Below are 25,476 nucleotides of genomic sequence, written 5' to 3'. Positions count from 1 at the left end.
CCTTTGAGTCGCGAGTGATGGAACTGAGGTCACTCGGACTCAAGGGAGGAGCACGGATCAGGCCACGACCAGATTGCCGTCCCGGGAGCGGCCAACGGAGGCCTGACTGGTCATCATCGCGACCACCCTATCGCAGCCGACGTTGATCTGAAATGCCCTCGCCGACTACGAGAGTTTGGATACGTACTTCTCGGCGAACGCTTCGAGTGGAGCGCGGTACTGCTCGGCGGGTGCGCGGAGATCGTCGTGGTCCCCGGAATGCGTACGCTCCCAATTGGCCCAGGGATTCACCATGATCGCGCCGATCCCGAGATCTTCGGCTTGCTTGTAGATGTCGAGTGACGGGGCATCGCGCAGCCCGATGATGATCTCGAACGGCTCGTTCTCGCGACCGTATTCGCGACGCAGACCGTTGATCCGGTCGATCCACGGCTTGGCGTCCTCCAGCGTGTACGCGGTGCCCACCCACCCGTCGCAGTGCTGCGCGGCGCGGCGCAGGGCCGGGCCGGACTCGCCGCCACACAGAATGGGAACGGGCTCCGGCGGATGAGGTTCGATCATCATTTCAGGGATGTCGTAGTACTCACCCTTCCAGGAGACCCAACCGCCTTTCCACAGCACTCGCAACGCCTCGATCATCTCGTTGAGCCGAGGCCCGCGATTGTCGAAATCCTGTCCGAGAAGCTCGAATTCCTGACGATTCCAGCCCGCGGAGAGTCCGATCGAGACGCGTCCGCCTGCGATTGCGGCGGCGGTGCCGACGACCTTGGCCACATCGATGATGGGACGCGCGGGTGCGATGTACACGTTGTTGCCGAAATGGAGATTGGTGGTGACCGCTGCCATCGCGCCGGTGAGAACCCACGGATCGGGCCACTCTGTCTCCGGGTGCCAGAACGGTTTTCCGTCAGGGGTGGCCGGATAGGGGGTCTTGGGCTCTCGTGGATAGACCAGATGGTCGGAGACGAGCATGCCGTGGTAGCCAGCTTCGTCCATCATCTTTGCCACAGAGGGCATTTCGATTGTGTTCATGAATGCAGTGCCGCACCAGAATTTCATGCTCACAGGTTATGCGAGGATGATTCCCAATGTCGCACAATCCAATTCTCAATTGTGTTAAATCCGATAGTCTGCACTCATGACTGATGATTTGGGAGCCGGCGGCCTGAAGTTCGAACGCGAAGGACCGATCGGATGGTGCACGATCGATCGTCCCGCGGCGCGCAACGCCTTCACCCCCGCGATGTACTACGGATTGAAACGAGCTGTGCGTCTGGTGAATTCGGATCCCGACCTGGCCGCGCTCATCATCACCGGTACCGGTGACGTGTTCGCACCAGGCGGTGATCTCGGCGGTCGGGCCGAACCGGGTGACAATCTCCCGGACGGCATCGGCCATGATGTGCTGCCATTCTTGACGATTCGGGACAGCCGGGCGCCGGTCATCTCGGCGGTCAACGGCATCTGTCAGGCCGGTGGACTGCTGGTGGCCATGATGTCCGACATCGCCGTGGCGAGCGACCGGGCGACGTTCCGGGTCCCCGAACTGCTACGCGGAATCCCCGATGCCACCTATGCCGCAGCACTTCCCGCCCATGTGGGCCTGGCGGCGGCACGCGATCTTCTCTTGTCCGCCCGTAAGTTCGACGCGGCGGAGGCCTTACGCCTCGGCGTGATCTCCCGGGTCGTGCCTCACGAGGACCTCCGGTCGGCGGCGCTGACCGCGGCCCGTGAGATCTTGCAGACCGCTCCCGAGGCGCGGGCTCAGGTCAAGCGCATGCTCAACGAGCGTTACGGGCTCATCGACTACCAGACGATGTTCGGGGCACTCGAGACCTCGCCCGAACCCCGAGAAGGCATGCGCGCCTTCATGGAGAAGCGTGATCCGAGCTGGATTCCGTCCAATATCCCTAACTGACAGCAAAATTCGCGCCACCTACCGCCATTCGCGCCCGTTGCAACAGGTGCGAATCGCGGCAGGTGGCGCGAATTTCTGTGTGTCAGGACCGGGGGATCAGTGTTTCGGAACGCTGGATCGTCCCGGTGATCCCGGTCGAATCCTGCTGTGCGAGCAACAATGCTGCCCGACCCATGGTCTCCGGAGGTTCGATGGCCTCCGGCGGGATCTTCTGTCCGCCACCGGCGGCGGCCCACCCTTCGGTGAGCACCACCCGGGACGGGCTCAGGCAGTTGACCGCGATGTTGTCCGTCTTCAGGTCGGATGCGAGCCCGAGATAGAGCCGCTCCACCGCCGCCTTGGAAACCCAGTAGGCATTCGAGCCGCGATCGATCATGTCGACACCGGTGGTGGTGACGGCGATCAGTGATCCGCCGCCCCGCGCCCGCAGATGCGGGATGACGGCCTGGGTCATCAGGAAGACGCCGGTCAGGTTGACGTCGAGGCACAGCTGCCACCGCTTGAGTGGAGTCTTCTCGATCGGTCCGAGCCAGAGCACGCCGGCGTTGGCGATCAGGATGTCGATGCCGCCGAACTCCGAGACGGTCTGATCGACTGCGGCACCGACCGATTCTTCGGAGGTGACGTCACAGGGCACCGGGATCGCCCGGCCACCGGCAGAAGTGATCTTCTCCGCCACCGATCCGATCGTGCCCGGTACCCGGCCTTCTGTCTCGGACCGCGCCGCAACGGCCACGGAGGCGCCCGCGTCTGCGAGCGCCACCGCGATGGCCGCACCGATGCCCCGGCTCGCGCCGGCCACAAATGCGACCTTTCCGTCGAGCGGCTTGCTGTCGGTCACTTCGGCGGGAACCGCAGAGCACCGTCGAGGCGGATGACATCACCGTTGAGGTAGTCGTTTTCGACGATGGCAGCGACCAGGGCGGCGTACTCGGTGGAACGGCCCATGCGCTTGGGGTGCGGAACCTGCGGGCCCCAGTAGGCCTCCAGCTGATCAGCGGCCTTGCCATAAGCCGGGGTGTTGATCGTGCCGGGGGCGATGGCCATCACGCGGATGCCGAGGGGCGAGAGGTCGCGAGCGGCGACCAGCGTCATGCCGATCACGCCACCCTTGGCCGCAGCGTAGGGGAGCTGGCCGATCTGGCCCTCGTAGCCGGCGATCGAGGCGGTGTTGATGATGACGCCACGGGTGCCCTCGTCGAGCGGCTCCTGCCGGGCGATCGCGGCCGCGGCGAGGCGGGTCACGTTGAAAGTCCAGGTCAGGTACGAGGCAATGGTCTTCGTGAAGGCCTCGAGCTCCATCGGGCTGCCGTCTTTGCCGACCAGCCGGCCGCCACCGGCCGGGCCGCCATGGCAGTCCACCGATACGCGTAGTGGTCCCAGGGATTCGGCTTCGGCGATGGCCGCGTTGACCGAGGCCTCATCGCTGGCGTCCGTGTGGACGTAGCGGATGCCCAGTTCGCTCTCGAGTGCTTTGCCCTTTTCGTCGGCCACGTCGGCCACGACAACTTTCGCGCCTGCGGCATGCAGGCGGCGAACGGTTGCCTCACCGAGCCCACCGGTGCCTCCGACGACGATGGCGGAACTGCCACTGATTTCCATGGGGTTTCCCTTCTTGCAATTGACGATCTCAGTCTGAGAGAATCATGTTCTCATGAATATCACGATGATCTTGGAAATGGCAGCGTCGGCGGACGATCGAGCCGTCGTGACAGCCGGTGGTCGAACGAGTACCGCCGGGCAGATGTTGGACCTCGCACGCCGGGCGGCGACGGGATTCACCGAGTACCCGGCGGTCTTGTACTCCGGGATCAACCACTTGGCGTATCCGGTTGCCCTGTTCGGCGCCGCGATGGCCGGTGTCCCGTTCGTGCCGCTCAACTACCGGCTCGGACAGGCTCAGTTGACAGCGCTCCACGAGCGACATCCCGGTGCGTTGGTGCTCGGCCAGGAAGATCTCGATTCCTGGATCGACTCCCTCGAGGGCAACGTCCCCATGGACGACGCCGACCGGCCCGCTGCGCACTACGACGGAGACGCCGTCGCGGTGATCATCTACACCAGCGGCACCACCGCGGCGCCCAAGGCCGCGATCCTGCGCCACCGGCACCTGCTGGCCTACGTGCTCAACACGATCGAGTTCTCCTCTGCCGCACCGCAGGACGCGACCGTGGTCGCCGTGCCGCCGTACCACATCGCGGGTCTGACGAATCTGCTGTCGAATCTCTACAGCGGACGGCGGATCGTCTACATCGACGCCTTCGAGCCGCGGTCCTGGATCGACACGGTCCGGCGCGAAAAGGTCACCCATGCGATGGTCGTGCCGACGATGCTGGCGCGGATCGTGGACGCCACGACGGAAGCTGATGCCGGCCAACCGTTCCTGAAGAGTCTGGCCTACGGGGGCGCGCGTACTCCGCGGCCGGTTCTGGAACGGGCGCTCGCGCTGTTCCCCGACACCAACTTCGTCAACGCCTACGGCTTGACCGAGACCGCCTCGTCGATTGCGGTCCTCGGGCCCGACGACCATCGGACCGCTTTTGCCTCTACCGATCCCGAGGTCAGGGATCGGCTCGGTTCGGTCGGTCAGCCGTTGCCCGGTATCGAGATCGCGATCCGCGACGAAGAGGGCAACCCGACGGCCGATGGCCAGACCGGCCTGGTATTCGTTCGCGGCGAACAGATCTCGGGCGAGTACGGCGGCCAGAGTGTGCTGGACGACGAGGGCTGGTTCGCAACCCGAGATCTCGGTCATCTCGATTCGGGTGGCTATCTGTTCATCGAGGGACGTTCGGACGACACGATCATCCGCGGTGGTGAGAACATCGCACCCGCCGAGATCGAGGACGTCCTGCATGATCATCCCGGCATCAGCGAGGCCGCGGTCATCGGTGTGCCTGACCCCGAATGGGGACAACGCCTTGTTGCCGTTGTGGTCGGTACCGGTGACGCAGACGAGATCAAGCAGTTCGTCAGGGACCGGCTCCGTTCGTCCAAGACCCCGGACGTGATCGTGTTCCAGAACGAACTCCCACGTACCGAGACCGGAAAGCTATTGCGCCGCAACCTTGTGGCAGAACTGGAGAACAACAATGCCTGAAGCCGTCATCGTATCGGCGTTGCGCACCCCGATCGGCACTGCTGTCAAGGGAAGTCTGCGCGACACCGATGCCTACGATCTGGCCCACCATGTGGTCGACGCAGCGGTCAGCACCCTGGATCCGGAGCTGATCGACGATGTGGTCCTCGCCGAGGGTCTCTACGGCGGTGGCGTGATCGCCCGCCACGCGGCGATCACCGCAGGCCTGACCGGGGTGCCCGGACTCGCTGTCAACCGGCATTGCGCGGCCAGCCTGTCGGCTGTGACCACGGCTGCCGGAAGCATCAAGTCCGGCATGGACCAGCTGGTCCTGGCCGGTGGCGTGAACTCCGCCTCGACCTCACCGAAGTCGCGGTTTCGCGTGGGGGAGGACTGGATCGACCCGTGGATGTCGCCGTCGCACCCCGACCGTCCGGATGCCCCGAACAAGGACATGTCGATCACTGTGGGCTGGAACGCGGCGCAGAAGGCCGGCGTCACCCGCGAAGAGATGGATGCCTGGGCATACCGTTCGCACATGAACGCGATCGCCGCCATCGACGAGGGCCGGTTCGACGACGAGATCGTGCCGATCAAGACGGTCCACGGACTCTTTTCGGTCGACGAGCACCCGCGTCGCGGTTCGACCATGGAAAAGCTTGCCTCCCTGAAGGTTCTGCACCCCGAGATCGAGGGATTCTCGATCACCGCGGGCAACTCCAGCGGCGGCAACGATGCGGCTGCGATCCTCACGGTCGCCAGCAGCGACCTCGGATTGCCTGCGCTGGCGACCGTACGTTCCTGGGCCTCGGTCGGTATCGACCCGGCATTCACGGGTCTGGCCCCGGTCGAAGCGATCCCCAAAGCACTTGCGCGAGCGGGCCTGAAGATCGAAGACGTCGATCTGTTCGAGATCAACGAGGCATTCGCCGCGATGTGTGTCGCGACCATCAAGTTGCTCGACCTCAACCCCGACCTGGTCAACACCAGCGGTAGCGGTTGCTCGTTGGGTCACCCGGTGGCTGCCAGTGGTGCCCGCATGCTGACCACCATCATCCACGAACTGCGGCGCCGTGGTGGCGGCATCGGTGTGGCGGCCATGTGTGCAGGCGGCGGCATGGGTTCTGCCGTGGTCGTCGAGGTCCACGCGTGAGTTGGTGGAATCACAATCACTGCCTCGCATGACAATTGATGAGCTGATCATCGCGGCGCGGGCCGGATCGGAGCGGGCGACGGGCAAGTTGCTCACTCTGGTCGAGGGCCCGCGTCGCGATGAGGTGCTGGCGGTGATCGGGTCGGCGAGGCCGCGTGTTGTCGGCCTGACCGGCCCGCCCGGCGCCGGGAAGTCCACCACCGTCGCAGCCCTGGTCACCGCCTATCGCCGGCGTGGTCTGAAGGTTGCGGTGCTGGCGGTGGACCCGTCGTCGCCCTATTCCGGTGGTGCGTTGCTCGGTGACCGCATCCGGATGGCCGCTCATATCAACGACACCGGAGTGCTGATCCGTTCGATGGCCACCCGTGGCCATCTGGGTGGCCTGTCGGCCGCGGTTCCGGCGGCGATCCGGCTCCTGGGTGCGATCTCTTACGATCTGATCGTCCTGGAGACTGTCGGGGTCGGACAGTCCGAGGTCGAGGTGGCGGCGATCGCCGACCCGACCGTCGTTGTTCTCAATCCCGGTGCCGGAGATGCCATTCAGGCCGCCAAGGCCGGTCTGCTGGAAGTCGCCGACGTGCTGGTGGTGAACAAGGCCGACCGCGACGGTGCCGATCAGACCGTCCGTGATCTGCGGGCCGAATCGGGTGTGCCGATCCTCAAACTCGTCGCGGTGCGCGGCGAGGGGATCGATGAGCTGGTGGATGTCATAGATGCACACCACCGCGACGACAACGCCGGCCGGAAATCAGCACGGGCCCGGGTGCAGATCCTGTCGCTGGCCCAGACGCTGCTGCAGATGCATCCGGATCTGGGACGTTTGGCCGACGCGGTGGCCGCGGGCGAGATCGACCCCTACGGCGCGGCGGAGCAATTGATCGCCGCGCCCGCAGAGGTCAGCCCAATCTAGCGATGATCTGAGGTAGTTCCGGCGTTGTCCGGATTCCGGCGGCTGCCGCGCACACGTAGGGGATCGCGTTCACGGCGCGATTGGCCGTGTATCCGGGCGTGGTTGCCGCCATCTCGTCGAGCGAGATCGGCATCTTGACCTCCACCTCGAGTGGCGCGTCGCCCTCGACCGTGACCCGCCAGCCGGTGGCCAGCAGATCCCACTCGGCGTCGAAGTCGGTGGTGCAGAACCAGTTTGCCCGGAACTGGATCACCGCTTCGCCATCGCGCATGCAGGTCGCGCTGATCCGTTGGGCGGCAACAGTTCCCGCCTTCAGGACGCCGGCGGCGATGACGGTGTCGTGGGGGGTCACGGCGATCTCGCCGGCCGCCTCGATGGAGTCGATGCGGATGCCGAGTGCGTCGGCCAGCTGCGCCAGCGACGGGCCGAAGCTGGTTCGGGCGTGCTCCAGGCGCAGGTCACTGAACTCGACGGGTGCCTGGCCGAAACCCATGATCCCGAACAGCAGATCTGGTGAATCACGCTGGGACAGATCGGCGTACTCGTCGATCGTGATCTTGTCCAGGCGTCGTTGGATCGACGACAACACCAGCGGGACCGCCTCGGTGATGAACCCGGGACTGCTGCCGGTGCTGTGGATCGAGCTGTTCCCGGTCCGGCAGGCCTCCTCCACGGCGGCGCGCACTTCCGGTTCCATGCGGGCCGGATGATGGAACTCGCCGCGGGTGGTGACGATGTTGATGCCCGCGGAGAGCAGTTGGCAGACCTCGTCGACGTCGAGCGCGGCCGGCATGTACAGCACGCAATCGGGATCAAGGGCGATCACATCGTCGATGCTGTTGGTCGCGATGACGCCCACCGGTGCCAGACCGCAGAGTTCACCGGCGTCGGTCCCCGCCTTTTTGTCGCTGTGGACGTAGACCCCGGCCAGGGTCAGTGTCGGATGTTCGATGATCCCGCGTAGTGCTTTGGTGCCGATGTTGCCGGTTGCCCATTGGACAACGCGGTTCGGTGCCGCATTGATCGCCATGTGTGCCCTCAGATCTGTTGTGCTTCTGCGTTTTTGGACCAGACGTGGTCAGGACTTGATGCGAACCATGGCTTCTTGTGCAAATGAGGCAACAAGCTGCCCGCTCTCGGTGAGGATGTCACCGCGGCCGAAGGTTCGGGCGTGTGCCACCAGTGGGCTGTGCTGACGCAGCAGCAGCCACTCGTCGGTACGGAACGGCCGGTGGAACCAGATGGTGTGCGAGGTGACCGCGGAATGGAACGCGGTGCCGTTGCCGATCTGACTGTAACCCTCCAGTGGGAGCAGGGCGGTGCCGATCAGCGTCAGATCGGTGGCGTACGCCGCCAGTGCGGGTGCGAGAGCGGGATCCACTGTGGGTGTGCGCATCCAGAACTCGAACTCGGGAGCCGAGACCGCGGTGGAGTTCAGGTCGCCCGCGGTCCGGGTCTCCCACGGGATGAGGTTGAAGTCGATGTCGTGGTCGGCCGAGAGCAGTGGCGACGGTGCGCCGATTTCCTGGAGTTCAGGTCCGTCCTCGGAGACGTGCATCGAGACCGCCGCCGACGCGATCACGCCGCGTGATTGGTGTGCGGTGATCAGCAGGCTGGCGAACGTACGTCCCTCTTGCTGACGCACCACGTCGTAGGTGACGGGCTCGTCCGCGTGGCCTTCTTTGCTGAAGACGGAGTGTATCGATTTGATCGTTTTGCCTGGTGACGTCGCCAGCGCGGCCGAGATGAACTGGCCGAGGAGTTGACCGCCGAAGAGGCGGTGGTATTCGAGATTCTGGTTCTGCCCTTCGAAGACCGCAGCGGTGTTTCCGGGGCCCTGTGCAGGGGTTTCGGAACTGTTGGCTGGGGTCAGCGGGCGTAGTTCGAGACAACTGAGAAGGTCACTCCACATATCGGCCATTTACCGATTGTAAGCAGAATTCTTGAACGGGAGAACAGCATTCTCACTTTTCGGAAGCTGAGAATCCCTTGGCGCAGAACTGCCAGACCTCGTCGGACGTGATCGGTTGCACCGTGGTGTCGTCGGTGGCAGCGCTCGATTGCGCGATGAACATGACGGTTTGCATCGTCATTGCGGCGGTTCGCTTGGGGTGGGCGTCGGGACGCAACTCGCCGGCCTCGTGTGCGAGTTCCATCAATTCGGTGAACAACGCGAGCAGTGGTGCGTGCGCGATCTTGACCTCGGCGGGATGCGTCAGCAGCAGCTGGGGCGCGAAGTCATTGAACAGTGGGCGCTTGGCATTGGGGTCGGGGCGGCAGAGCTCGAAGAGCAGCTGAACAGCAACTTGCAAGCGTGCCAAGGGATCGGTCTGCCCGGCGGCGGCGGCCCGGATCTGATCGGCGGACCGACCGAGTGCGTCTTCGAACAGGGCGAGTAGGAGTTCGTGCTTGCCGTCGAACTGTAGGTAGAAGCTCCGCAGCGACTGGCGCGATCGGTCGACAACTTCCTGAACCGTGAACTCCGTTGTGCCCTTCTCGGTGATGATCGCTTGTGCGGCGTCGAGAAACTTCTGGACGCGCTGCTCGGCGCGCAGCTTCGCGGTCTTGATCGAGCGTTCGACCGCGCGCTGCTTCCATGCCGGCTCTTCGCTGGGACTGGTCACTAGCTGATCGCTCCTGGGCCTTTGTCGGACGCTGGTCCGCGGCGAATTGTGGAGAACATGGCTGGCACTCTACCGGACCTGGGCTCGGAAAAGTCCGTTCGGGACGCAAGTCACCAACACTTCCGAGATCGATACTAACCGTATGTGAGAATGATATTCTCATAATGTCGTGGAAACACGACGAAGAAGGAGGCCTGTCGGCATGCTGTTGGAGTTCGACTCGGACCAACGTCTATGGCGCGACACCATCCGCGACGTGGTCGCGAAAGAGTGTTCACCCGCTTTCATTCGAAGTGTCGTCGACGGCGGGGTTGATCCCGCGCCGCTGTGGAAGCTCTACAACAAACTCGGGTGGACGGAACTTTCCGACCGCGCCGATGCCGTCGAACTGGCGATCGTCCTCGAGGAGCTGGGCCGGGCGACCGACCCCACCCCGTACCTGGCCACGATGACGCAGTTCGCCCCACTTGCTCCCGGCCACGCGCTCGACGGCGGAGCCGGCACAGCAGTCTTCGGTGGTGTCAACGCCCGCCGTGACGGAGCCGGATGGGTGCTAGACGGCACCGCCAAGCACATCCTCGACGGCGATCGAGCCGACCGGATCGCGGTGGTGACCCCGGCCGGGACGTTTGTTGTCCGGGGCGATCAGGTGGTGGCCACCCGTAGTGAGGTCTTCGATCCCGCGCTGCACATCGCCGAGGTCTCGTTCACCGGAGTTCGGGCGCAGGCTGGTGATCGTGCCGATGTCGATGTGTCCTTGGCGATGCCGGTGGCGTTGACCGGGCTTGCGCTGACGACAGTTGGTGCCTGCCAACGTGTTCTGGACATGGTGCTCGAGCACGTGAAATCGCGGCAGCAGTTCGGTGTTCCGATCGGTTCGTTCCAGGCGGTCAAACACAAGGCCGCGGACATGCACGTGGCCATCGAACGTGCGCGCGCCCTGGCCTATTTTGCGGCTCAGACCATCGCGTCCGGCGACGACCGCACCGCTTCGGTGGCGGCGTCGATGGCAAAGGCCTCGGCAGGCGAATGCCAATCCCTGGTCTTTCGGCATGGCCTGCAGTTGTTCGGCGCGATGGGTTTCACGTGGGAGAACGACCTGCAGTTCGCGCTGAAACGGGCGAAGTCCGGCGAACTGTTACTCGGTGGTGCCGCGCATCACCGTGCCCGCATCTTCGAGGAGCGACATGCAGTTGACATTTGATCCCGAGCTGGAGGCTTTCCGGCAGGAGTTCGTCGCCTTCCTCGACGAGCACGTGCCGGCAGAGGCAGAGACCACCGAGCGGTCACATTCGAGTGCGGACATGCCGCAGTGGGCTCGGCGCTGGCAGCGCGTGCAGTTCGATCACGGATGGCTGTTGCCCGGAAACCCGCCGGAGTTCGGTGGTCGGAACGCAACGATCCTGCAGCAGTACGTCCATCTGCGCGAGCTGTCGCGCCGACGGATCTACCACAGCTTCAATCCCCAGGGTCTCGGCATCATCGCGGCATCGATCCTGTCGTTCGGTACCGATGAGCAGAAGAACCATTGGGCGGCAAGGATTCTGCGGGCCGAGATCACCGCTGCACTCGGAATGAGTGAACCGGGCGCGGGGTCTGATCTGGCGTCGCTGCGCACCCGCGCCGTGCGCGACGGAGACCACTTCGTCGTCAACGGGCAGAAGATCTGGACGTCCGGCGCCCACCACGCGGATGTACTGCTGACGTTCGTTCGGACCGATCCAGATGTGCCAAAGCACAAGGGGATCAGCGTTCTGCTGATACCGACCGACCTGCCTGGCGTCACGCGACGTCCGTTCGCCTCGGTCTGCCGGGCGGACGACACCGACTTCAACGAAGTCTTCTTCGATGACGTGCGGGTGCCTGCCGAGAATCTCATCGGTCCGCTCAACGGTGGTTGGGGCGTGGCGTCCGGATCGTTGGGTCACGAGCGCAATCTGCTGTGGATGGGTTTTGCCGACCGCCTGCAAGATCTCATCGGCGACTTCGTGCCCACCACGCCACTGGACCGCGACCGCTACGCCACCCTGCTCATGGACGCCAAGGCCCTGAGCCTGCTCGGCTCGGCGGCGTTGGCCCGCACGGCGCGCGGTGAAGAGGACGTTGCCGCATTGTCGGTGCTGAAAGTGCTTGGATCCGAGGCGGTTCAGACGGCATCCGAGGTGGCGCTGAACGCGGCCGGGGTCGACGGTCTCATCCATCCCGCAGTCAGCTCACCCCACATGCCCTTGAACAATGACGATTTCAGCGGGAGCTGGTTCGACCGGTACGCGCGGAGCTTCGCAGGCACCATCGCCGGCGGTACATCTGAGGTGCAACGCAACATCATTGCCGAGCGTGTGCTCGGACTACCGAGGGGATGAGACCAATGACGTACATCGACTACGAGGTTGCTGACAAGATCGCGACCATCACGCTCAATCGTCCGGAGGCGGCCAACGCGCAGAACGCCGCGTTGCTCGACGAACTGGACGCGGCGTGGATGCGTGCGGCCAACGACCCCGAGGTCGTTGTCATCGTCCTGCGTGCCGAGGGCAAGCACTTCTCGGCCGGTCACGATCTCAAGGGCGGCGGTCCGGTCCCGGACAAGATCACCCTGGAGTTGATCTATCAGAACGAAAGCCGCCGTTACCTGGAGTACTCACTACGGTGGCGCAACATCCCCAAGCCGTCGATCGCGGCGGTTCAGGGTCGTTGCATCTCCGGTGGTCTGCTGCTGTGCTGGCCGTGCGATCTGATCGTCGCCGCCGATGACGCGCAGTTCTCGGACCCGGTGGTGCTGATGGGTATCGGCGGGGTCGAATACCACGGTCACACATGGGAACTCGGCCCGCGTAAGGCCAAGGAGATCCTCTTCACGGGCCGTCCGGTCACCGCAGTGGAGGCGGAGCAGGTCGGCATGGTCAACAAGGTGGTGGCACGTGCCGACCTCGACGACGAGACGATGAAACTGGCACGGCACATCGCGTCCATGCCCCCATTCGGTCTGCGTCAGGCCAAGCGGGCGGTCAACCAGACATTGGACGTACAGGGCTTCTACGCGGCGATCCAGTCGGTGTTCGACATACATCAGACCGGGCACGGAAATGCGCTGAGTGTCAACGGATATCCGGTTCTCGCCCGCCTCGACGAAATGAAGGCGAAGATCACTTAAGAGCGTAACGATCATTGCAGGTGAGGCCGGTCAAATCTCCTCGACGGTACTGGCCCGTGGATTTCTTCGAATCCCTTCAGGGGCCTCCGAGAATGTCGTACGATCCATCCGAGAATGCAATTATCAGTCTCAGTCGTCGTAGCGGGTGAGTGGGCGCACATGCGAAATCGCAAGTGCCCATTGATCGGCCGGAGACTTCAGCTTTGATTTCAGTGGCCGGAACCTCTGTCCACGAGAAAGGACTCACGCCATGCGTAATTCGATCGTCCGTAGGGCTCTCACGGCGGGCGCCTGCGCTGCTGTTCTGGTCGGCCTCGTTGCCGGCTGTAGCGATGACAGCGACGACAGCTCGTCATCGTCCACCGCCGCGTCCTCGGCCGCCGCCACCTCGAGTGCCGCCGCAGCCACCGCCGACCCGGCAACCACCGAGGCGATCACCGTCGCGTACGAGACCTTCTTCAACGGCCAGGCGCCGATCGAGGAGCGGACCAAGTACGTCGAGAACTCCGCGGTCTTCGGACCGGTGCTGCAGGGCATGGTCGCAAACCCCCAGGCCGCCAACACCGGAGCTGTCGTCCAGGACGTCACCCTCGACGGCGAAGACAAGGCACTCGTCACCTGGGATCTGACCATGGACGGCAACCCCGTGTTGCCCGGCCAGAGTGGCGAGGCCGTGCTGGTCGACGGCACCTGGGTCGTTGCAGGCGTCACCTTCTGCACCGTCCTGGCCGTGCAGGGCTCCGGAGAAGCCATCCCGGGCTGCTGATCGGACGAACTGAAACAAGAAGGGCCGGTATCTCTTACGAGATACCGGCCCTTCTTGTTTGGCGTGTTGCCTCTACAGGTCGACGAGGCGGGGTGCGTGACCCTGTGCGCGAATGATGGCGCCGGCCTCACGGGTCAGCTCCCGGGCGCTGCCGAACAGACCGTCGAGAACCAGTGCGCGTTTGATGTGGCGCTGCAGGTCGTGTTCCTCGGTGAACCCGATGCCGCCGAGGATCTGCTGGCAGTGCTTGCTCGCGGTCAGCGCCGCCTGCCCGGCTGCAGCTTTCGCCAGAATGGACCCCAGTTCGTCGGTATTCGATGGTCGAGCTCCGCTCCGCTGCGTCTCCGTGGCCACAGTCAGGGCCGCCTCGGCGCCCTCGATGGCGACGTAGGTTTCGGCGAGCTTGTGGCGGATCGACTGGAATCCGGCAACAGGCTTTCCGAACTGGGTGCGACTGAGTGCATGTTCGCGGGCCAGCGACAGCATCGTCCGGCTGGTCCCGACGAGCCACCATCCGATCGCGCGTTGGGCGGCGGCCAGCGTGGCGACGGGCAGTGGTGTCCCGCTGCATGATCCGACAACCTCCAGTGGCAACTCCGGATCGAGCGTGCTCGAGGTGGCACTGCTCTTGCGGTGCCAGACCACCCAGGAACCGCCCGCAAACGGCAGTGGGATGTACTCGCCGATCACGTCGTTGATCACCGATGCGTGCGCACCGGTCTCGCCGAGGAGCCGAAACACCATCGGCACCGCGACTTCCGGGATCTCGGCGAGCATCTCGTTCCAGCCGAGTGCGACCAGTGCGGCATCCAGCTCAGGGCCTGATGCACCGGTCATCGCCTTGCGGAAAGTCTCTGTGAGCAAAAGGAGTTCGTCGTCGTCCATCTTCACTCCTTGCCGAGATCGAGTAGTCGTCGCGCGATGATGTTGCGCTGGATCTCCGCGGTGCCGCCGTAGATCGTCGCGGCACGCGAATAGAGGTATTCGATCCGCCATTCCGACTCCGAGAGCTCGATGGCCCCTGGCAGGAGGTCACGTGCGGTGTTGAACAGTTGCTGTTCGGCGGTGGCCAGCAGCACCTTGTCGACAGATGTCTCGGGCCCGAGTTGGGCTCCGTCGGCCAGTCGTTGCTGGGTCATCCGCGAACGGCAGCGAATCGTGTGCAATGCCAGGTAGGCGGAGCCGAGTTCGGCGTCGTCCGCGGCCGTGGTGATGGGCGCGGACTGGGTGAGCAAGCGGTCCAGCCGGGTGAACAGATAGGCAATGCGGTGCCAGAAGCACGTTGACCGTTCATGGGGGAGGAGATCCATCGCCACACCCCAGCCGTCGCCGGGCTTGCCGAGCATCCGGTTGGCCGGGACGACGACATTGTCGAAATAGACCTCGGCGAACTCGTCGACCCCATGCATCGTGCGCAGCGGCCGAACGGTGATACCGGGTGTGTCCATGTCGACGAAGAACGCGGTGATCCCGTTGTGGCCGGGACCTGTTCGGGTCAATAGAACGCAACGGGAGGCGTACTGGGCCAGGCTGGTCCAGACCTTTTGCCCGGAGATGACCCAGTTATCGCCCTGTTGTACGGCTTTGGTCGTCAGTGATGCGAGGTCGCTGCCCGAACCGGGCTCGGAGAATCCTTGGCACCACTGCTCGGCGCCGCTGAGCATCAGCGGAACCATCTCTGCTGCCAGTTCCGGTGTCGCATAGGACATCATCGTCGGCACGAGGACTTCGATCATGGAATACAGGCCCGGCTCGGCGAGGTCGCGGATCGCGACCTCTTCGCCGAGGACCGCACGCAGTTCTGCGGGTCCACCGAGACCACCGACCTCGGCGGGCCACCCGTAGCGCATCCACCCCGCATCGAAAAGGGCCCGACGCACCCGATTCAACTGCTCGACCTGACCATCCAGAGAATGGTCGGGACCGGGAGTCAGATCATTGGCGTCGAGCCATTCTCGAACTGCCGAGCGGAATTGCCCGGTGTCCATGTGTCCGGTGTCCATGTGACCGCTGCTCATGCACCCGGACGTTCGAACGCGTGCGGGATACCCGAATCATGTTCGCCGCTGCGGCGGATGAACGTCATCTTGCGGGTCCTGATACGCCAGCCGGCCTCGGTGCGGACGTAGGTGTCGTTGTAGTAGCCGATTCGCATGTCGTGAGTTGCGTCGTGGACGAAACACAATGGCTGCGTACCGGTTCCGGTATCACCGTCGATCTCGATCAACGGCATACCGGTCATGAACAGGCCCTTGGGCGCTGCGGCGACCAGGTCGGGGAATTGATCGAGGGGAAAGGCGTCACCAAAAGCGCTGTAGGTGCCGTCGGGGGTGAAGACACTCACGACGCCTTCGACGTCGTTCTGGGTCATCCGCACCGCGTACCGGGCCAGCAGTTGCTGAAGCTCCAGCAGATCATCATTTGTTGACATAGATCTTGCCGCCTTTCATCACGAACTTCACGTTCTGAGTAACGGTGATGTCGTCCAAGGGGTTTCCGGGCAGACCGACGATGTCGGCGAGCAGACCCTCGGCCAACCGGCCGCGGTCGGTGACGTTGATCAGGTCGGCGGCCACGGTGGTGGCGGCACGCAACACGGCCAGGGGGCTCATGCCGCGGTCGACCAGGGCGACCAGTTCGTCGGCGTTCTTGCCGTGGGGGATTGCGGGAGCATCGGTTCCGACGGCGATCTTCACGCCGGCGTCGTAGGCCTTCTTCACGGAGATGCGGGCCTGCGGGAACATGATGGCCGCTTTGTCTTTGAGTTCATCGGGGGCATGGGAGATGTCCATGCCGTCGATCAACCGGGTCGTGGGGACCAGGAACGTCCCGTTGTCCACCATCATCTGAATCGCTTCGTCATCGACGAGGAATCCGTGCTCGATGCAGTCGATTCCGGCCTTGATGGCCTGTTTGACCGCTTCGGCGCCGTGGGTGTGCGAGGCGACCCGTAGCCCGCGGCGATGGGCCTCGTCGACGATCGCGCAGAGTTCGTCGAACGAATAGTGCTGAGCGCCCGCAGTTCCGGTGTGCGACATGACGCCGCCGGAGACACAGACCTTGATCAGTTGCGCACCGTGCTTGATCTGGTACCGAACGGCCTTCTGGACCTCGGCGACACCGTTGGCGATGCCCTCTTCGATGGTCAGATCGAGGACGCCGGGCATGAATGCCGCGAACATCGTCGGGTCGAGGTGACCGCCGGTGGGGGTGATCGCATGCCCGGCGGGAATGATCCGGGGTCCGTCGACCCAGCCGGCGTCAATGGCCTTGCCGAGTGCGACGTCGAGGAGATACCCGCCGGTCTTCACGAACAGACCGAGGTTGCGGACGGTGGTGAAACCGGCCCGCAGCGTGCGGCGGGAGTTACCCACCGCACGCAACATTCGTAGCGGCGGATCATCCTGGACCATGGATGCGACGGGCTTTTCGCCACGTCCTCCCATGAGCAGGTTGACTTCCATGTCCATGAAGCCAGGGACCAGGATCAGGTCACCGAGATCGGTGATTTCGCCTTCTGGAGTACCTCCTATTCCAACTATCCGTTCACCGTCTATCCGGATGACTCCGGGTCGGACGATTTCGCCGGAATCGATGTCGAGAAGGCCCGCCGCTACGAGTGTTTGCATGTCAGAACACCGGCTGCTTCACGGTCTCGACCCAGGCCGCACCGCTGTCGAGCACGCGGGGCTGCTTCCAGACCTCGATCGGGAACGACACCATGATCAGCGACGACAACAGGTGCATGAGGGCGCGGACGTCCTCGGGCAGGTCGTCGAGCTGGAACTTGTCGCAGTAATCAAGCGCGGCTTCGATGCGGTCCATGCCGGCGTCGTAGAACACCTGCATCTCGTCCATCGTGGAGTCGAGACGCTTGGCGTAACGCTCCTGCTCGGTGGCCAGAATCCAGTCTGAGAACTTCTCTAGATCAGCGAAGTCACTTGGTAGCTGTGGCATTTTTGTGCTCCCTTACTTCATCTTTGACCACCTTGTGCAGGTGGCGGAGGAGGATTTCCTGATCGCAGAGCGGGAAGTCGCTGACCGTCTTGGTGGCGAGCATCGTCTGCGTTGCTTCGAGGGTGTTGGCGTCCTGGAACGCGTACTCCTTGAAGGTGACCGCGGCGAGTTCCTGAGCCAGGCGCTCCCGTGGGGTCTTCGCGGGTACGAAGTAGAGATTGGCCTCGAAGACGTGCTGGTTCACCGCGGTGGGCCAGTAGTGGTACGTGAGGTACCAGCCCGGAGCCCAGAACAGCAGCGACATGTTCGGGAAGAACTCGAACTCGTCGATGCCCCAGGGCTTTGCCTTGCCGGGGTTGATGCCCGGGGGCAGCGGATCGAGGCCCTCGATGTCGGGACGATCCCACGGTCCGAACAGGCCACTTCGCAGAGCGCGCTCGATCGGCTTGACCATGTTCAGGTCCTTGGGCGGCGACATGCCTCCCCAGGTGGAGATCATCGAGTGCGGGGTGTCGATGTCGTAGTGCAGAGCCTCGAAGCCGTGGTGCAGCAACTTCTCGGCTTCTTCTTTGGTTGCCTGCTTCTGATGCAGCACCGGCGCGTGGTAGAACTCCGCGAACGCGTCGATGAACAGCTTCCAGTTGGCGTTGATCGTCGACTTGTAGCTGTAGACCTCGGTCATCTCGTGGTACGGGTAGCCCTCGACACCTTCGGCGAGCCGGCCGAGGTATTCCTTCAGCGGCTGGGCGTTGTCATCCATGTTGACCCAGATGAAACCTTCCCAGACGTCGCAGTTGACCGAGACCAGGCCGTAGTCGTTCTTGTCCAGGTCGAAGAACTCGCCCTCCTGCTGGACGAAGGTCAGGTCGCCTTCGAGGCTGTAGCGCCAGGCGTGGTACTTGCAGGTGAACTGGCGGCAGGTACCCGAGGTCTCTTCGTTCGGGAAGTCGTTCCAGACCAGCTTGTTGCCGCGGTGACGACAGACGTTGTGGAAGGCGCGGACCTTGCCCTCGGTATCGCGCACGATGATGAGCGAGGTTCCGAGAGCGGCGATCTCGCGGGTGAAGTAGTTGCCCTTGCGGGGAATGCGCTCCACGCGACCGATGTTGACCCACTTCTTCTTGAAGATGGCGTCAATTTCCCCCTGGTAGAACTCGGGGTCGGTCGAATCCGAGTAATCAACCGGTGCGGTGCCGAGTTCCGGCCAGTTCTCGGTCCAGCTGCCTGCAGCTGGTTTTTCAAAGTGGGCCATGATTTACCTTTCCTGTTCGAGCTGTACGTCAAAAGTGTTGATGGCCATTGCGAGCATCCGATAGGACCCGACTGTGAAGACGAGATCCATCCGCTGCTTTTCGTCGAGGTGGTCGGACAATTCCGTCCAGGTCTCGTCGGAGATTCGAGAGTGCTGATTTAGTTCATCGACTGAGCGCAGGGCCACGCTGTCGAAGTCATTGAGTCCCTCGCCGCGGGCTGCTGCGGAGATCTCCTCCTCGGACAACCCTGCCTGTTTGCCGAGTTCAATATGGTGGTGCGCTTCGTAGTCGCAGTTCGCGACGTGTGCAATCCGCAGGACCATCAGTTCGCGAAGACGCGCCGGCAGGGTCGAGTTGAACAAGATATAAACATTGAAGCCGAGGTACGCCTGTGTCAGAGCTGGATGACGGACCAGTGTGGCGAGGATTGTTCCGGCGTTCTCCGGATTCCTACGCCACCTCGGCAGCATGCCTTTCAGGGCAGTGTCGACGGTCTCATCCCATTGGTCCGCGGGTAGCGGGGGCAGACGCATCCACCACCTCCTCTCGTTCGGTCGGAGAATCACGTTCTCACTTTCGAATACCTAGATTTCCATGAACCGCTCGGTTAGTCAATCCTGCTGGAAAATTCCTCGACTTTGATGCCGTGGGCGACTGTGGCGCGTAGTTCGGTCTCATCCTGGGTCCTTGACTTGGCCTCTCCGATGAGGGTCGCGGTCATCGGGCCGCTCACCTGGATAAACGAGCGGGCCGGCGCTGCGCCGTGCATGTATGTTGTCCGGTTTGCCGATGGTCACTTTTTCAGTAAGGTGTGATCTGCATCCTACAAAATCTTGATTCTTCAAATGGGAGAAGCTAGTTTCCTACTAGCGGAAGCGCCACAGCCCACAGCGTGCAATCCATCCGCAGTGGGCAGGGTCCACAACCCGTCTCGGATCTCCCCATCCGCAGACGGACGGACGTAGTCGAAAGGAACAATGTGAAACCACAACGCATGCTGATCGCCTTGATGGCGATCACGGTGCTCGTTGCCGGCTGTAGCGGCCGAGACAGCGGTGACACCGGGACCGAAGAAGGCGGTGGAGGCGGCACCACCGCGGCGGCCAGTGCGTCGAGCGATTTCGGCGACCTGTCCGACGTCTGCTCGTCGGGGCCGTCGAAGGGGTCCACCGCGCAGGGGGTCACGGACTCGGAGATCCAGGTCGGGGTCTTCTCCGATGTGGGCTTCACGAAGAACTCGGAGTTCGTCGACACGGCCAAGGTGTTCACCTCCTGGTGCAACGACCTCGGTGGTATCAACGGGCGCAAGATCGTTGCCAACACCCGTGACAGCAAGCTCATGGAGGTGCGCCAGCAGATGATTGCCGCGTGCCGTGATGACTTCGCCCTCGTCGGCGGCGGTAGTGCGCTCGACGGACTCGGTGTGAAAGAACGCCTGGGTTGCACACTTCCGAGCTTCCCGGCTCAGGTTGCCCAGACTCAGTCGGCAGGCGCTGACCTCGAGATCTCCGCCGATCCGAGCATGACAGCGGGCTATGACCCGTACTACGGCTTCCGGAAATGGCTCATCAATGAGGCGTATCCCGATTCCAAGGGCGCGGTCGGCATCATCAACGGCGACTCGCCTGTGACAAAGATACTCGGCGCGCAGGCGGTCGAATCCACCACCGCAGCCGGTGCCACATTCGTCTACGACGATCTGTACCCGGCCATGGGTGTGTCGGACTGGACGCCTTACGCACAGTCCATGAAGAGCAAGGGCGTCAAAGGGCTCATCTACTACGGCGATTTCAAGCAACTCGCCAAGCTCGAGAGTGTGCTGACGAGCATCGACTACAAGCTCGACTGGATCGACACCAACAACAACGCATACGGCGATCAGTTCGTCGAACTGGCAGGCACCTCGGCCACCGAGCAGAACAATTACCTCGATCTCGGGGGCAACGCACCCTTCGGAAGCGATGTCCCGGCGATGCAGCAGTTCGAAGAGCTGTGGGCCAAGTACTCCCCGGACACCGAGATGACTCTGCCTGCGGTTCGTGCCATGTCGTCCTGGTTGCTGTTCGCCAAGTCTGCTGCGGCCTGTGGTGACGATCTGACCCGTGCCTGCCTGGTGGAGAACGCGAAGAGCGAAACCGCTTGGACGGGTGGAGGATTGCATGCTCCGACGAACCTTTCGGCACCCGTTCCCCCGAACGGCTGCTTCAACGTCGAGAAGACAACCGCTGATGGCTGGGAATCCGTGGACATCGGTAGCGCCGACGGTGAGTTCTACAGCTGCAGCGAGCCTTACAAGTACACCAAGGATTACGGAGCCCCGATGACCCTGGCCGATGTGGGTAAGAGCATGAGTGATGTGAAGTAATGGACCAATTCCTCACCTTCGGAATCGTTGGACTGACGACCGCTGCGATCTATGCAGTGATCGGCAGTGGTCTGGTACTCACGTACACGACCACCGGCGTCTTCAACTTCGCGCATGGCGCGGCAGGCATGTTTGCCGCGTTCACGTTCTGGCAGATCTCCATCGGATGGGGTTTGCCGGTATGGCTCTCGCTGGTAATTATCCTCGGTGTCCTGGCACCGGGGTTTGCGATCCTTGTCGAACTGGCGATGCGCCCGGTCCAACGATTGGGTGAGGCAGAGAAAATGGTGATGACGATCGCTCTGTTGAGCGGTCTGATCGCCCTGGCACGGTGGATCTGGAATCCGAACGACGCCAAGTCGATTCCCCGGTTCTTTGCCGACCAGTCTCCGATACACATCGGTTCGGCCACCATCACCTGGCATCAGATGGTGACGATGCTGGTGGCGATTGCAGTGGCAATCGGCCTGCGGCTGTTGATGTTCAACACCCGTATCGGCACCGAGATGCGGGCAACCGTGGACGACAGGGGACTGGTCGGCCTCACCGGAGCAAATCCGGTGCGTGCCAACCGCGTGGCGTGGATCCTGGGCACCGAACTGGCCGCGATCGGCGGCATCTTGATCGCCTCGATGGTGGCCCTCGATGCGATGCAGCTGTCATTGCTCATCATCAGTGCCTATGCCGCAGCAATTTTCGGGCGGCTCAAGAGTTTGCCGATGACCTTTGTCGGCGCGATCGTGGTCGGTTGCATGGAGGCGTACCTCGCCGGCTACCTGCCACAGAACGAGTACCTTCCGGGTCTGCGTCTCGCGGCGCCTGCGCTCCTGCTGCTGTTGGCCCTGCTGTTGTTCCCGCATGGCCGTCTGCGTGGTCGCGACCGGCGTCTGACCAAGGTTCCGTTGCCGACAGTGCGTGGCACCGTGATCTTCGGTGTGGCAATCGTCGTGTTCGCGGTGGTGCTGACGACCGTCCTCAGCGAGGGTGATCTGATCAGCTTCGGATTGATCTTCCCGATGAGTATCATCGCGCTCTCGTTTGTCCCGCTTGCGGGCTTTGCCGGTCAGATCTCGCTGTGCCAGTTGACGATGGCCGGTATCGGCGCGGCTGCGTGCGCCTACTTCGGAGGTAGCGGGCAGTGGTGGGCACTGATCGCCACGGTGTTGGTGTCGGCGATCGCTGGTGCGATCGTCGCCATCCCGGCGCTACGGCTCTCGGGGGTGTATCTGGCACTGGGAACCGCCGCGTTCGCGGTCATCATGGATCGCTGGATCTTCACCCTCCCGGCGTTCAACGTCTTCGGTGCAGAGATCACGATCTTCGATCAGGGATCGGTCGAGTTGGTGGGGCCCAACCTGTTCGGGTTCCATTTCGACACCACGGCCAGGATCACGATCCTCTCGGCGATATTCCTCGCCCTGGCAACACTCGTCGTGGCACTGGTTCGCCGAAGCAAGTACGGGCGCAGGCTCATCGCGCAACGTGACAGCGAGGCGGCCTACGCCACGCTCGGCGGCAATCTGCTGACGGCGAAGGTTGCGGTCTTCGCGCTCGGGGCCGGTATCGCCGGCCTCGGTGGTGCCCTGTACGGAATGCAACTGCAGTCGGTCACCGCCGATCAGTTCAATTTTGTTGCCGGACTGCCGTTGTTCCTGATCGCGACCATCGCGGGTCTGGGCTCGGTGGGTGCCGGGTTCTTCACCGGATTCATGCTGGCCGGTCCGTTTGTCGCAGTGGTGATGATCTGGCCCGATTCCGCCGATCTCGTCCAGGTGATCCCGGGTCTGGCGGGTATCGCCTTCGCAGGCGGAGTCCTGAGTTCGGGTGCGATCCCGCAGATGCGCAAGCAGTGGGATCCGATCTTCGCCGATCGCATTGCGGTGTCGGCATTCCTGAGCTGGTTCGTGTTGCTCTGGGCACTGCGCCTCGGCGACGTGTTCGATGGCTGGATCTTCTTCTTCGGCATCGTCGCCGGAGTGGTTGCCCTGCAGGTCTGGGCGGCGCTCAAGCCCGCCCCGATCATCGATCCGGACGATCCGGATTTCCCGAACTCGGACACTTTGGGCTCCGATGGGTCGATTGTTGATGAGGACATCCCGGTCGAGTGGTGGGGGCTCAAGCGCCCGTGGCGCGCCGAGGACGAGGAGGTGTTGGACCATGCCATTGCAACTCGAGGTTAGTGGTGTGACGGTGGCCTTTGGTGGCCACCGGGCACTCGAAGACGTTGCACTGTCCGCGGAGGCAGGCAAGATCACCGGCCTGATCGGGCCCAACGGCGCAGGCAAGAGCACGCTGTTCGACGTAGTCACCGGATTGCGCAAGCCGGTGACGGGCACCGTGGTGATGGATGGCCATGACGTGACGCGAGAAGGTCCCTCCAAGAGGGCCCGGCGTGGTCTGGCCCGGACATTTCAGCGACTGGAACTGTTCGGCCGCTTGAGTGTTCGCGACAACCTACTGGTTGCCGCGGAACTCGGTCCGCATCGTCGCAACGCGGCAGAGGTCGTCGACGAGATCATCGAGCGACTCGGTCTCAGTGACATCGCCGACGTGAGTTCGGACGAGTTGCCAACGGGCATGGGACGTTTGGTGGAGGTGGCGCGAGCCCTGGCCGTCAAACCCAGCCTGTTGCTGCTGGACGAACCGGCGGCCGGTCAGGATCCCGAGGAAACGGAACGCTTTGCGCTCCTGCTCCGCACGATCGCCGACCGTGGCGCTGCGATCCTGCTGGTCGAACACGACATGGAACTGGTGATGGAAGTCTGTGACCAGGTGTTCGTGCTCGACCTCGGCAAGATCATCGCATCGGGTCCGCCCGATGTGATCCGTAAAGACGAGAAAGTTCTGGCGGCATACCTGGGGACGGAAGCATGACTCCAATGTTGGAACTGAGAGACGTCCGTGCGGCTTACGACGCCATCTCGGTGCTACACGGCATCAATCTGAGCGTCTCCGCCGGACAGGTCGTCGCGCTGCTCGGGCCGAACGGTGCAGGCAAGACCACGGCGCTGAACGTGGCGGCAGGCAATCACCCGGTCAAATCGGGGCAGCTGGTGCTCGGTGGGCGAGACGCCACCGGAATGGCGCTCGGCGATGTGGCCCGTGCGGGTGTCTGCCTGATTCCCGAAGGCCGCGGCGTCTTCCCGAACCTGACGGTCCGGGAGAACCTGCAGATGATGACCTTCACCGGGCGTTCGCGCGCGGAGATCGAAGAGATCGCGTTCAGTCGCTTCCCGATTCTGGGTAAGCGGGCAACGCAGACCGCCGGCACGATGTCCGGTGGTGAGCAGCAGATGCTGGCCCTGTCCCGGGGTCTGGCAACCGATCCCGCGGTGCTGCTGCTCGACGAGTTGTCGATGGGGCTGGCGCCCCTGATCGTCGCCGAGCTCTATGAGCAGGTGGCGGAGATCGCCCGGCAGGGTGTCGCCGTACTGGTTGTCGAGCAGTTCGCGGCGGCCGTTCTCGACTATGCAGACCATGCCGCGGTGCTAGTCCGCGGACGGGTCGAACACCAGGGTCGTCCCGACGACGAATTCCGAAAAGAACTGGCAGCCCTCTACCTAGGAAGTTCCTCATGACCTCATCCGAATCCCGCGCCGATCGCTTCACCCGCGAGTTGTCCGAGCTGAAGATCGCCGATCCGGCGACCGGGCGGTCGCAGCTCTGGCTGCGCATCGGCCTCGCTTTGATGGTGATCGGCCCGGTGCTGGCAATCATCGCGTACTTCATGTCGCATGGCACCGCGAATCCCCTCGAGCAGCGCGACGCAATCGTCATCGCACTCATCGGTATCTCGCTGGCCGTCGTGGGGTCTGCGGTGTTCCTGCGCTACTCGCTCACCGAGTTCCTGCGATTCTGGTTGGCGCGGCAGGCATTTGACTTCAGCAACCTCTCCGAGCAGCTGTCTCCCAACGATAAGATTCTCGTCGAAAAGGATGTTCACGATGACACAGCAAAGCACGCCGTTGCGCCCCGGTGATCAGCTGGCAAGTACCAGCTGCGCCACTCGCGTAGTGGTGGTGAAGGCGCCGGCAGGCGACGTCGTGGTTGCCTGCGGCGGCGCACCGATGGTTCCGGCCGCCACCGCGGCCAAGATCGCCGGTGACGGTGGCTCTCCGGTAACACTTCTCGGAAAACGCTATGTTGACGCAGGCGACACGATCGAACTGCTCTGCACGTCCGCAGGCACCGGATCGTTGAGCGTCGATGGTGCCGAGCTGAGTATCAAGAGCCCAAAGCCGCTGCCCGCCTCTGACTGATCGGGTATTCGAGCGCTGAAGGTCGTCGTCGCGGGGGG

27 protein-coding genes are annotated in these 25,476 nt (G+C 63.3%); 14 read left to right on the top strand and 13 right to left on the bottom strand.

From position 1 onward, the window contains the following. Positions 1-165: 165 nt before the first annotated feature. Positions 166-1,059: a TIGR03619 family F420-dependent LLM class oxidoreductase gene (locus tag AC56PL_RS09250; RefSeq protein WP_497153654.1), complete on the bottom strand. Its 894-nt coding sequence runs from the start codon at positions 1,057-1,059 to the stop codon at positions 166-168. A 79-nt stretch (positions 1,060-1,138) separates the two neighbouring features. Here AC56PL_RS09250 and AC56PL_RS09245 point away from each other — a divergent pair, with 79 nt between their 5' ends. Beyond that, positions 1,139-1,918 carry an enoyl-CoA hydratase-related protein gene (locus AC56PL_RS09245; protein ID WP_495513420.1) on the top strand — a complete coding sequence of 260 codons (780 nt, stop codon included), beginning with the start codon at positions 1,139-1,141 and terminating at the stop codon, positions 1,916-1,918. Between the two features lie 82 nt (positions 1,919-2,000). On the opposite strand, the gene AC56PL_RS09240 is transcribed toward AC56PL_RS09245, so the two are convergent. Both AC56PL_RS09240 and AC56PL_RS09235 read right to left on the bottom strand, forming a co-directional pair. Then, positions 2,001-2,759: an SDR family NAD(P)-dependent oxidoreductase gene (locus tag AC56PL_RS09240; RefSeq protein WP_495513419.1), complete on the bottom strand. Its 759-nt coding sequence runs from the start codon at positions 2,757-2,759 to the stop codon at positions 2,001-2,003. Continuing rightward, a complete protein-coding gene (locus AC56PL_RS09235) occupies positions 2,756-3,520 on the bottom strand; it encodes an SDR family NAD(P)-dependent oxidoreductase (protein ID WP_482137089.1) in 765 nt (254 codons plus the stop codon). Before AC56PL_RS09235 ends, AC56PL_RS09240 begins: the two co-directional genes overlap by 4 nt. Positions 3,521-3,572: 52 nt before the next feature. On the opposite strand from AC56PL_RS09235, the gene AC56PL_RS09230 reads away from it, so the two are divergent. The 3 genes from AC56PL_RS09230 to meaB are packed head-to-tail and all read left to right on the top strand — an operon-like array spanning position 3,573 to position 7,060. Further along, the gene (locus AC56PL_RS09230; protein ID WP_497153653.1) at positions 3,573-5,018 is read left to right on the top strand and encodes a class I adenylate-forming enzyme family protein; all 1,446 of its coding nucleotides are present in this window, start codon (positions 3,573-3,575) and stop codon (positions 5,016-5,018) included. After that, the gene (locus AC56PL_RS09225; protein WP_495513417.1) at positions 5,011-6,150 is read left to right on the top strand and encodes an acetyl-CoA C-acyltransferase; all 1,140 of its coding nucleotides are present in this window, start codon (positions 5,011-5,013) and stop codon (positions 6,148-6,150) included. The genes AC56PL_RS09230 and AC56PL_RS09225 overlap by 8 nt, the downstream gene beginning before the upstream one ends. A gap of 28 nt (positions 6,151-6,178) precedes the next feature. Beyond that, positions 6,179-7,060, top strand: a complete 882-nt coding sequence (gene meaB, locus AC56PL_RS09220) for a methylmalonyl Co-A mutase-associated GTPase MeaB (RefSeq protein WP_495513416.1) — start codon at positions 6,179-6,181, stop codon at positions 7,058-7,060. On the opposite strand, the gene AC56PL_RS09215 is transcribed toward meaB, so the two are convergent. The 3 genes from AC56PL_RS09215 to AC56PL_RS09205 are packed head-to-tail and all read right to left on the bottom strand — an operon-like array spanning position 7,047 to position 9,684. Beyond that, entirely contained in the window at positions 7,047-8,090 is a 1,044-nt protein-coding gene (locus tag AC56PL_RS09215; RefSeq protein ID WP_497153652.1) for an NAD(P)H-dependent amine dehydrogenase family protein, read from the bottom strand. The two genes, meaB and AC56PL_RS09215, sit on opposite strands and share 14 nt — an antisense overlap. A gap of 48 nt (positions 8,091-8,138) precedes the next feature. Further along, on the bottom strand, positions 8,139-8,981 hold the full coding sequence (locus tag AC56PL_RS09210; protein WP_497153651.1) for an acyl-CoA thioesterase: 843 nt from the start codon (positions 8,979-8,981) through the stop codon (positions 8,139-8,141). A gap of 43 nt (positions 8,982-9,024) precedes the next feature. Further along, entirely contained in the window at positions 9,025-9,684 is a 660-nt protein-coding gene (locus tag AC56PL_RS09205; protein ID WP_495513413.1) for a TetR family transcriptional regulator, read from the bottom strand. A gap of 202 nt (positions 9,685-9,886) precedes the next feature. Here AC56PL_RS09205 and AC56PL_RS09200 point away from each other — a divergent pair, with 202 nt between their 5' ends. The 4 genes from AC56PL_RS09200 (at position 9,887) to AC56PL_RS09185 (ending at position 13,604) form a co-directional block, all read left to right on the top strand. Next, positions 9,887-10,888 (top strand): acyl-CoA dehydrogenase family protein, encoded by a 1,002-nt coding sequence (locus AC56PL_RS09200; protein WP_495513412.1) that lies wholly within the window; start codon positions 9,887-9,889, stop codon positions 10,886-10,888. Further along, complete coding sequence (locus AC56PL_RS09195; RefSeq protein ID WP_495513411.1) at positions 10,872-12,047, top strand: acyl-CoA dehydrogenase family protein; 1,176 nt, start codon at positions 10,872-10,874, stop codon at positions 12,045-12,047. The genes AC56PL_RS09200 and AC56PL_RS09195 overlap by 17 nt, the downstream gene beginning before the upstream one ends. 5 nt (positions 12,048-12,052) lie before the next feature. After that, positions 12,053-12,838 carry an enoyl-CoA hydratase gene (locus AC56PL_RS09190; protein WP_495513410.1) on the top strand — a complete coding sequence of 262 codons (786 nt, stop codon included), beginning with the start codon at positions 12,053-12,055 and terminating at the stop codon, positions 12,836-12,838. Positions 12,839-13,088: 250 nt separating this feature from the next. Next, positions 13,089-13,604, top strand: coding sequence for an MTB12 C-terminal domain-containing protein (locus tag AC56PL_RS09185; RefSeq protein ID WP_497153650.1), 516 nt, complete (start codon positions 13,089-13,091; stop codon positions 13,602-13,604). A 72-nt stretch (positions 13,605-13,676) separates the two neighbouring features. Here the strand turns inward: AC56PL_RS09185 and AC56PL_RS09180 are convergent, their stop codons facing one another. The 7 genes from AC56PL_RS09180 to AC56PL_RS09150 are packed head-to-tail and all read right to left on the bottom strand — an operon-like array spanning position 13,677 to position 19,347. Continuing rightward, positions 13,677-14,489, bottom strand: coding sequence for an acyl-CoA dehydrogenase family protein (locus AC56PL_RS09180; protein WP_497153649.1), 813 nt, complete (start codon positions 14,487-14,489; stop codon positions 13,677-13,679). Positions 14,490-14,491: 2 nt separating this feature from the next. After that, a complete protein-coding gene (locus AC56PL_RS09175; protein ID WP_497154279.1) occupies positions 14,492-15,592 on the bottom strand; it encodes an acyl-CoA dehydrogenase family protein in 1,101 nt (366 codons plus the stop codon). Between the two features lie 26 nt (positions 15,593-15,618). Then, positions 15,619-16,035, bottom strand: coding sequence for a nuclear transport factor 2 family protein (locus tag AC56PL_RS09170; RefSeq protein ID WP_495513407.1), 417 nt, complete (start codon positions 16,033-16,035; stop codon positions 15,619-15,621). Further along, positions 16,022-17,233, bottom strand: a complete 1,212-nt coding sequence (locus AC56PL_RS09165; protein WP_495513406.1) for an amidohydrolase family protein — start codon at positions 17,231-17,233, stop codon at positions 16,022-16,024. The genes AC56PL_RS09170 and AC56PL_RS09165 overlap by 14 nt, the downstream gene beginning before the upstream one ends. A gap of 1 nt (position 17,234) precedes the next feature. After that, positions 17,235-17,561, bottom strand: coding sequence for a hypothetical protein (locus tag AC56PL_RS09160; RefSeq protein ID WP_482137103.1), 327 nt, complete (start codon positions 17,559-17,561; stop codon positions 17,235-17,237). After that, positions 17,542-18,813: an SRPBCC family protein gene (locus tag AC56PL_RS09155; RefSeq protein WP_495513405.1), complete on the bottom strand. Its 1,272-nt coding sequence runs from the start codon at positions 18,811-18,813 to the stop codon at positions 17,542-17,544. The genes AC56PL_RS09160 and AC56PL_RS09155 overlap by 20 nt, the downstream gene beginning before the upstream one ends. Positions 18,814-18,816: 3 nt before the next feature. Further along, the gene (locus AC56PL_RS09150) at positions 18,817-19,347 is read right to left on the bottom strand and encodes a carboxymuconolactone decarboxylase family protein (protein WP_495513404.1); all 531 of its coding nucleotides are present in this window, start codon (positions 19,345-19,347) and stop codon (positions 18,817-18,819) included. A gap of 461 nt (positions 19,348-19,808) precedes the next feature. Here AC56PL_RS09150 and AC56PL_RS09145 point away from each other — a divergent pair, with 461 nt between their 5' ends. Genes AC56PL_RS09145 through AC56PL_RS09120 form a run of 6 tightly spaced genes read left to right on the top strand, consistent with a single transcriptional unit; the run spans position 19,809 to position 25,438 of the window. Then, positions 19,809-21,179, top strand: coding sequence for an ABC transporter substrate-binding protein (locus AC56PL_RS09145; protein ID WP_495515934.1), 1,371 nt, complete (start codon positions 19,809-19,811; stop codon positions 21,177-21,179). Further along, positions 21,179-23,359 (top strand): ABC transporter permease subunit, encoded by a 2,181-nt coding sequence (locus AC56PL_RS09140; protein ID WP_495513403.1) that lies wholly within the window; start codon positions 21,179-21,181, stop codon positions 23,357-23,359. Before AC56PL_RS09145 ends, AC56PL_RS09140 begins: the two co-directional genes overlap by 1 nt. Then, positions 23,337-24,053 carry an ABC transporter ATP-binding protein gene (locus AC56PL_RS09135; protein ID WP_482137107.1) on the top strand — a complete coding sequence of 239 codons (717 nt, stop codon included), beginning with the start codon at positions 23,337-23,339 and terminating at the stop codon, positions 24,051-24,053. Before AC56PL_RS09140 ends, AC56PL_RS09135 begins: the two co-directional genes overlap by 23 nt. Continuing rightward, on the top strand, positions 24,050-24,757 hold the full coding sequence (locus AC56PL_RS09130) for an ABC transporter ATP-binding protein (protein ID WP_497153648.1): 708 nt from the start codon (positions 24,050-24,052) through the stop codon (positions 24,755-24,757). The genes AC56PL_RS09135 and AC56PL_RS09130 overlap by 4 nt, the downstream gene beginning before the upstream one ends. After that, positions 24,754-25,158 carry a hypothetical protein gene (locus tag AC56PL_RS09125; protein ID WP_495513400.1) on the top strand — a complete coding sequence of 135 codons (405 nt, stop codon included), beginning with the start codon at positions 24,754-24,756 and terminating at the stop codon, positions 25,156-25,158. The genes AC56PL_RS09130 and AC56PL_RS09125 overlap by 4 nt, the downstream gene beginning before the upstream one ends. After that, entirely contained in the window at positions 25,124-25,438 is a 315-nt protein-coding gene (locus tag AC56PL_RS09120) for a hypothetical protein (RefSeq protein WP_497153647.1), read from the top strand. Before AC56PL_RS09125 ends, AC56PL_RS09120 begins: the two co-directional genes overlap by 35 nt. Positions 25,439-25,476 lie beyond the last annotated feature (38 nt).

The sequence above is a fragment of the Williamsia sp. Y721 genome, assembly GCF_059683565.1.
The sequence above is the reverse complement of the archived record's forward strand: the minus strand, read 5'-3'. Positions and strand labels throughout refer to the sequence as shown.